This is a genomic window from Pseudomonas sp. PA-4-8C, assembly GCF_021606625.1.
GTDB lineage: Bacteria > Pseudomonadota > Gammaproteobacteria > Pseudomonadales > Pseudomonadaceae > Aquipseudomonas > Aquipseudomonas lactis.
On sequence record NZ_WKCD01000326.1, the window covers coordinates 1 to 5606 of the forward strand.

The following is a 5606-nucleotide window of genomic DNA, read 5'->3' on the forward strand; positions in this document are numbered from 1 at the left end:
CGACCACGGTGCCCGCCCAGTCGAGGATAACGGCCTGGAGGGTGTTGGGGTTTTGATAGTTCATGATTCAGATCCTGTGGGTAATGGCATTCATGTCTGTAGGAGCGAGCTTGCTCGCGAAAAACATCCAGGCACCGCGTTGACTCAGGATGCCCGCGTCATCGTTAACGCGCTTCGAGAGCAAGCTCGCTCCTACACATTTCTTGCAGCACCTCGGCGATGGCCTTGACGGCTGCGCGCATGCCGGCCGCGTCGACATGACCGATGCAGCCCACGCGAAAGGTTTCCACCTGCGTCAGTTTGCCCGGATACAGGATGAAACCCTTGGCCTTGACCCGTTCGTAGAAGTCTTTGAACTGGTAGCGCGGGTCTGTGGGGGCGTGGAAGGTGGCAATGATCGGCGCTTGGATCGCCGACGGCAGAAAACTGCGCAGGCCCAGTTCGGCCATGCCGTCCAGCAATGCCTGGCAGTTATTCACGTAGCGCTGGTGACGGGCGGGCAGGCCGCCTTCCTCGGCGTATTGCAACAGCGCTTCATGCAGAGCAGCAACCACGTGGGTCGGCGGCGTGAAGCGCCATTGTCCCGTCTTGGCCATGTAGGTGTGCTGGTCGAACAGGTCCATCGCCAGGGAATGGCAGTTGCCCTGGGATGCAGCCAGCGCCGCTTTTTCGGCAAAGACAAAGCCCATCCCCGGTACGCCTTCCAGGCATTTGCCAGAGGCGGCGATCAACGCGTCGAAGGGTATTTCGCGGGCATCAATCGGCAGCGCGCCGAAGGAACTCATGGCGTCGATGATCAGGCGCTTGCCGTGGCGTTTGACCACCTCGGCGATCTGCGGCAACGGGTTGAGAATGCCGGTGCTGGTTTCACAATGAATCAGCGCGACGTGGGTGATGGCGCTGTCGGCGCTCAACAGGCGATCCACATCGGCGGCAGTGGTGGGCTCGTCTTCGGCGGTTTCAAAGATGCTGAATTGGCGGCCAAGCACCTCGCAGATTTTCGCCAGGCGCTTGCCGTAGGCGCCGTTGATCAACACCAGCACCTTGCCATTGCGAGGGACCAAGGTGCCGATCGCAGCTTCGACGGCGAAGGTGCCGCTGCCCTGCAACGGCACGCAGTGGTGGCTCTCGGCGCCGTTGAGGATCGCCAACAACTGCCTGCACACACTGGCCGTGAGCTGGTTGAAGCGGTCGTCCCACGAACCCCAATCTACCATCATCGCCTGGCGGGTGCGGTTCGAGGTGGTCAGGGGGCCGGGGGTCAACAGGATCGGCGCGGCAGTGGGCATGTCAAATCCTCGCAAGGTGTCGGGGTTCAAGCTACGGCGCCTAAATTGCAGTTTGGCTTGTCATCAATCAAATTGTTTGTTGTTATGCGAGCTATCAGTGAGGCCGATAGCTATGAACCTGTTCCAACTGCGTGCATTCGATGCCGTGGCCCGCGAGGGCAGTTTTACCCGCGCGGCGGCTCGGCTGTTTATCAGCCAGCCGGCGGTCACCGGGCATATCAAGGCGCTTGAGGAGCATTACCAGATCCCGCTGTTGCGCCGCACCGCACGCCGGGTGGAGTTGACCGAGGAGGGCGCACGCCTGGCGGCCATCACTCGGGCGATCTTCGGTTTGGTCGACGAGGCGCAAACCATGCTGGAAGCCAACCGCCAGTTGCTCACCGGGCGCCTGGAAGTGGCGGCCGATGGCCCTCATCTGGTGATGCCGATGATCGCCAGCCTGCGCGCGCGCTACCCCGGCATTACCGTGAACCTGCGTTTGGGCAATGCCCAGGAAACCCTGGCGGCGCTGCTGTCCGAACATGCGGATGTGGCGGTGCTCACCGAGGTGGAACCGCGCAATGGCCTGCACTTGCAACCCTTGGACCAGTCACGGATTTGCGCCTTGGTGCCGGCCGCGCACCCGTGGGCCAAGCAGCGCGAGGGTATTGAACTGGCGCAGTTGCATGAGGTGATCATGGTGCTGCGCGAGCCCAACTCCATTACCCGTCGCACTTTTGATGACGCGTGCCTTGCGGCGAATGTGCAACCCAAAGTGCTGCTGGAACTGGACAGTCGTGAAGCCGTGACCGAAGCGGTGGCGGCAGAATTGGGCGTGGGTGTGGTGTCGTCGATGGAGGTCAGCCCGGACCCGCGTGTACAGGCGGTACCGATCCTGGGCGATGGCCTGCTGAACCGGCACATGCTCGGCTGCATGGAGCGCCGCCGCTCGCTGCGCTTGATTCAGGCGTTTTTCGAGTTGGCGTGAAGGCTTTCACGCACGATCTCCAGGAAGGTCGCGACCACGCGGCGTGAACTCTGCTCTTTCAGGCACACCAGGGTTTCTTTCATGCGTTGTGTGCAATCGCGGATCGGCATGGCGTATACCCGCGCGTCGGCACCGAACTCTGCCGCCGACACCACGCCTACGCCAATCCCCACCACCACGGCTTCCCGGGCGGCTTCGCGGCCTTCCACCTGGATGGCGGGGCGAATGCGCAGGCCGGCTTGGCGCATTTCCTGCTCCAGGGTCTGACGGGTGACCGAGCCGGTTTCCCGCAGCACCAGCGGGGTGTTATCGAGGTCGGCCAGGCAAATCGATTCGCGCCCGGCCCAGGCATGGTCACGTGCGACAAAAGCCAGAAGTTGGTCGTCGGGCAGCGGCAGTGACAACAGGCGCGCATCATCGACATCGCGCCCCAACAGCGCCAGGTCGGCCTGGTAGTTGTAAAGGCGCGACAGCGACTCATCGGTGTTGCCGGTTTCGATCTTCACGCTGATCCCAGGGTATCGCTGGCAGAAGCGCGCAACCTGCGGCAGTACGTGCACGGGTGCATCCACTGCCAGGGTGAGGGTGCCGGTGAGCAGGGCGCGCGAATCCTGCAGCAATTCTTCGGCTTCGGCTTCGATCACAAACAGGCGTTGGGTGATACCCAGCAGGCGCTCACCCAGATCGGTCAGGCGCACCGAACGTTTGTTGCGGTGAAACAGCAGTACGCCGAAGCGCTCTTCCAGTTTGCGCACCTGGTCGGAAATCGCAGGTTGGGTCAGGAACAGGCGTTCGGCCGCCCCGGTAAAACTGCCGTGAATGGCCACCGCATGGAAGGCTTTGAGCTGGGCATGGGAAACGGACATGGCACGTCCTCTTAAAAGCTGAGCTTATATTTGAAATACGATAAATCGATTTTACCTATGAGTCAGCCATTGCTTTGATGCACCTCAGTCGCCGTAGGTTGAGTCCTACAACCACGGCCGCCATGGGCGCAGGCACACCGCACCCATCTGACCAATACCGCGCTCTTCAAGGCCCGGCATTGCAGTGCTCAACCATAAAAACAACAGGCGTTTTCTTTCGATTCTGCCGGCACACTCACACCTGAGGTCAGAACCACCATGAATATCCCTATGGGTAGCATCAAGCGTTGGCGCGTGCAGATTTTTGCCATCACCTGGCTGGCGTATGCCGCGTTCTATTTCACCCGCAAAGCGTTTTCAGTGGCGAAGCTGGGGATCGGCGACGACCCGAGTTTCCCCCTCGACAAAATGATGATGGCCAACCTGGATGGCCTCTACCTCGCCGCGTATGCCGTAGGCCAGTTCACTTGGGGCATGCTTGCCGACCGCTTCGGGCCACGGGTGGTGGTGCTTGGTGGCTTGCTGATTTCCGCAGGCGCGGCGTTGGTGATGGGCACCTTTGCCACCTTGCCGATCTTTGTCACTTGCATGTTAGTGCAGGGCTTGGCGCAGTCCACCGGCTGGTCGGGGTTATGCAAGAACCTTGGCAGTTTCTTCCCGGCGCAGCAGCGGGGGCGGGTGTTGGGGTTATGGAGTTCGTGTTACGCGTTTGGCGGGTTGGTCGCGTCACCGTTTGCCGGTTGGTGGGCCTATACGCTGATCGGCAGTTGGCACGCGGCGTTTATTTCCAGTGCCGCAGTGGTAGCGGTGGTGGCCGTGTTGTTCTTTATGTTCCAGCGCAATACCCCGCAGGATGTGGGCTTGCCGGCAGTCGAGCCCGAGCCCGAGCCCGAGCCGATGCTGAGCGCCGAGCAGTTGGCCGCCCAGCAGCGCGTCAGCGTACTCGAACCCCTGCGCGCGATCCTGCGCAACCGCACGGTGTTGACCCTGGGGCTGGCGTACTTCCTGCTCAAGCCGGCGCGCTACGCGATTCTGTTGTGGGGGCCGGTGATCGTCTACGAGCAGATGCCGTCGGTGGGCAAGGTCGGCGCCGCCATTGTGCCCACCGCGTTTGAGTTGGCCGGTTTGCTCGGGCCGGTGTTGATCGGCCTGGCCTCTGACAAGCTGTTCGGCGCCCGGCGCATGCCCGCCTGTGTGCTGAGCCTGTTGGCGCTGACGGTTGCCCTGGCGTTGTTCATGGGCGCGCTGCACACCGGCAGTGTGGTGCTGGTGATGGCCCTTCTGTTTGTCATGGGCCTGACGCTGTACGGGCCGGACTCGATGATCAGCAGCACCGCGGCCATCGACTTCGGCACCGCCAAGGCCGGCGCTACCGCCGCGGGTTTTGTGAACGGCTGCGGTTCGGTGGGGGCGATTCTGGGCGGTTTGCTGCCAGGCTATTTCGATACCGTTACGGTATTTATTGTGTTTGCCGGTGCGGCGCTGTTTTCTTCGCTGGTGCTGATGCCCTACTGGAATGCCAGGCCCGCCGTACTGGCCCAGGCCGGGGATTTTGTGCCGGACCGCAATGCGGTGATCAAACCCTTGCGCACCTGAGGGCCTTGGCCGGTTTTTTGGTGGAACGAAGCGTTCTCGCGCTATAAACTCTGCCCCCAAAGCGCCGGCCAGTAGACGTTTGGGCGCGATGGAAATAAGAGAGTGAGTCATGGGCGCACAGTGGAAAGTCAAACATAAAGAAGCGGCAGCCAATGCCAAGGGCAAGATCTTCGGCAAGCTGGTGAAAGAAATCACCATCGCCGCCCGCAACGGCGCCGATACCGCGACCAACGCGCACCTGCGCCTGGTGGTGGAACAGGCCAAAAAGGCCTCGATGCCCAAGGAAACCCTGGACCGCGCGATCAAGAAGGGCGCCGGTCTGCTCGGTGAAACCGTGCAATACCACCGCGTCACCTACGAAGGTTTCGCGCCGCACCAGGTGCCTTTGATCGTCGAGTGCGTGACTGACAACATCAACCGCACCGTGGCGGAAATCCGCGTGGCCTTCCGCAAGGGCCAACTGGGCGCTTCCGGCTCGGTAGCCTGGGATTTCAACCATGTCGGGCTGATCGAAGCATCGCCGGACACCCCGGACGCCGATCCGGAAATGGCCGCCATCGAAGCAGGCGCCCAGGACTTTGAAGAGGGTGAAGAAGGCGCCACCTTGTTCATCACCGAAACCACCGACCTGGATGCCGTGCAGAAGGCCTTGCCGGAGCAGGGCTTCACCGTGCTGTCGGCCAAGCTGGGTTATATCTCCAAGAACCCGGTCAGCGGTTTGACCGATGAGCAGATGGCAGAAGTCGAGGCGTTCCTGGAAGGCCTGGACAACCATGATGATGTGCAGGATATGTTTGTCGGCCTGGCGGGCTGATGTTTATCTGAGTACACGCGGTCAACCTGTGGGAGCGGGCTTGCTCGCGAATGCGGTGTGACAGTCAACAGATG

The 5606-nt window shown here is 61.6% G+C and carries 5 protein-coding genes; 3 read left to right on the forward strand and 2 right to left on the reverse strand.

Annotation, left to right across the window (positions count from 1 at the left end):
* Positions 1-164: 164 nt before the first annotated feature.
* Entirely contained in the window at positions 165-1289 is a 1125-nt protein-coding gene (locus GIW04_RS27200) for a 2-aminoethylphosphonate--pyruvate transaminase (RefSeq protein ID WP_120248974.1), read from the reverse strand.
* A gap of 112 nt (positions 1290-1401) precedes the next feature.
* On the opposite strand from GIW04_RS27200, the gene GIW04_RS27205 reads away from it, so the two are divergent.
* Positions 1402-2256, forward strand: a complete 855-nt coding sequence (locus GIW04_RS27205; RefSeq protein ID WP_120248975.1) for a LysR substrate-binding domain-containing protein — start codon at positions 1402-1404, stop codon at positions 2254-2256.
* Here GIW04_RS27205 and GIW04_RS27210 read toward each other — a convergent pair.
* Positions 2232-3122, reverse strand: a complete 891-nt coding sequence (locus GIW04_RS27210) for a LysR substrate-binding domain-containing protein (RefSeq protein ID WP_034133785.1) — start codon at positions 3120-3122, stop codon at positions 2232-2234. The two genes, GIW04_RS27205 and GIW04_RS27210, sit on opposite strands and share 25 nt — an antisense overlap.
* Before the next feature lie 258 nt (positions 3123-3380).
* Here GIW04_RS27210 and GIW04_RS27215 point away from each other — a divergent pair, with 258 nt between their 5' ends.
* Both GIW04_RS27215 and GIW04_RS27220 read left to right on the forward strand, forming a co-directional pair.
* Positions 3381-4718 (forward strand): MFS transporter, encoded by a 1338-nt coding sequence (locus tag GIW04_RS27215; RefSeq protein WP_120248976.1) that lies wholly within the window; start codon positions 3381-3383, stop codon positions 4716-4718.
* A 109-nt stretch (positions 4719-4827) separates the two neighbouring features.
* Positions 4828-5532, forward strand: a complete 705-nt coding sequence (locus GIW04_RS27220) for a YebC/PmpR family DNA-binding transcriptional regulator (RefSeq protein ID WP_003192227.1) — start codon at positions 4828-4830, stop codon at positions 5530-5532.
* Positions 5533-5606: the final 74 nt, after the last annotated feature.

What these genes read in the sequence shown, in the direction of transcription:
- GIW04_RS27200 (WP_120248974.1), bottom strand. Translation starts at nt 1,289, where the DNA reads ATGCCCACTGCCGCGCCGATCCTGTTGACCCCCGGCCCCCTGACCACC.
- GIW04_RS27205 (WP_120248975.1), top strand. Translation starts at nt 1,402, where the DNA reads ATGAACCTGTTCCAACTGCGTGCATTCGATGCCGTGGCCCGCGAGGGC.
- GIW04_RS27220 (WP_003192227.1), top strand. Translation starts at nt 4,828, where the DNA reads ATGGGCGCACAGTGGAAAGTCAAACATAAAGAAGCGGCAGCCAATGCC.
- GIW04_RS27215 (WP_120248976.1), top strand. Translation starts at nt 3,381, where the DNA reads ATGAATATCCCTATGGGTAGCATCAAGCGTTGGCGCGTGCAGATTTTT.
- GIW04_RS27210 (WP_034133785.1), bottom strand. Translation starts at nt 3,122, where the DNA reads ATGTCCGTTTCCCATGCCCAGCTCAAAGCCTTCCATGCGGTGGCCATT.